At 38.3% G+C, this 1,631-nt stretch carries 1 protein-coding gene; it reads left to right on the top strand.

Annotated elements, in window-relative coordinates; genetic code table 11:
- The first annotated feature begins 107 nt into the window (after window positions 1–107).
- The gene (locus D0T57_RS15280; RefSeq protein WP_255490636.1) at window positions 108–1,625 is read left to right on the top strand and encodes an IS5 family transposase; all 1,518 of its coding nucleotides are present in this window, start codon (window positions 108–110) and stop codon (window positions 1,623–1,625) included.
- Window positions 1,626–1,631: the final 6 nt, after the last annotated feature.

The raw sequence follows: 1,631 nt of genomic DNA, 5'->3' as shown, positions 1-1,631 counted from the left end.
TAGGGTTCACTGAATAAATACAACTCATTGATATTTAACAAGATACTCTTTTTTTTCATTGTTATTTAGTGTAAAATAGTTATCTTTGAGTGTTAAAAGTTAGTTTTATGCGTTTCAGTTCACAAGGAAAACAGTTAAGTCTTGATATTTTTCGTTCTTCTCTTTCTTCTTTGGATAAGTCCAATCGTTGGGTTCAATTGGGCGATAGTCTTCCCTGGGATGAGATTGAACGATTGTACAATAGTCGTTTGAATAATGGTAAGCGTGGTGCCGGCAATAAGCCTGCTCGCATGATCATTGGTTCGTTGATCATAAAACACAAGATGAATTTGTCTGACGAAGAGACAATCTTAATGATTCAGGAAAACCCTTACATGCAGTATTTCTTAGGTCTTTCAGAATTCACAGATAAGCCTATTTTTGATCCCAGTTTATTTGTTTCCATCCGTAAACGTTTGGGTGTCTCTGATTTCAATGACATGAGTGTATCTTTATTGCAAATGCAGGTGGAGAAAGCCAAAACAGAAAAGGGAAAAGACACAGACAATGATGATTCCGACGCCATCTACACCTCCAGCAATGAGCAAGAACACCAGGGTTCACTAAAGGTTGATGCTACTTGTTGTGATGCTGAGGTTCGCTACCCAACAGATATTGATTTACTTCATGATGGTTGTAAAGTTATCCACCGCTACACGTATAAACTGTGTACTAATTTTAACTTGCCACTTCCTCCCGGCAATTATTCATCTGCTCGCAAGGCTTACTTGGAGGTGATTAAGCGTAAAAAGAAGAGTAAATCTCTTCTCAGAAAAGGTAAATCTCAATTACTCACATATCTAATACGCAATGTAAGAGGATTCATCAACTTGATTGCAGTGAATGGAACTCACCTTTTGAATAGTTTGAAACACAATGAGCGTAAAACTATTGGTGCGATATTAAAGATGTATCATCAGCAAGAAGAAATGTTTAAATCGGGTTGTCGTAGTTGCCCTGATCGGATTGTAAGCATCTTCCAACCTCATATACGACCTATCGTTCGGGGCAAATCAAAATCCTCGACAGAGTTTGGTGCAAAGATTGGTGCAAGCATTGTGAATGGTTACACCTTCCTGGATCATCACAGTTGGGATTCCTACAATGAATCTGCTGATTTGACCTTGCAAATAGAGCTTTATCGAAAGCGTTTTGGTTTTCTTCCTCGCCGGATTTATGCAGATAAGATTTACATGAACAAAGAAAATCGCAGGTTGATGAAAGAGCTGGGGATACAGATGATGGGCAAACCTTTAGGGCGACCACCAAAGATCTCACAGTCAAAGGAAGCTAAAGAAGAATCAGCCAAGACAGTTGGACAGCGAAATGAGATAGAAGCAACCTTTGGAACAGGAAAACGAATTTACAGAGCAAATAACATAAGAGCTAAGTTGCCACAAACGGCAGAATGCTGGACGGCAATGTGCTTTTTCGTAAAGAATGTAATGAAATTCCTAAGGGAGTTTCTTTATGACCTTTTTTCAGAGATCATTTTATGCCTAAATTTGAAACGAGATACAAGAATAATTTCTCCACCAAGAAAATTCATTCTTTGTGGAGAAAACTATGAGGGAATTATTCAGTGAACCCTA

It is taken from the genome of Dysgonomonas sp. 511 (assembly GCF_010501105.1).
Lineage (GTDB): Bacteria > Bacteroidota > Bacteroidia > Bacteroidales > Dysgonomonadaceae > Dysgonomonas.
The sequence above is the reverse complement of the archived record's forward strand: the minus strand, read 5'-3'. Positions and strand labels throughout refer to the sequence as shown.

Bases quoted from the DNA above. Each gene is read 5' to 3' on its own strand.
- D0T57_RS15280 (WP_255490636.1), top strand. From the start codon at position 108: ATGCGTTTCAGTTCACAAGGAAAACAGTTAAGTCTTGATATTTTTCGT.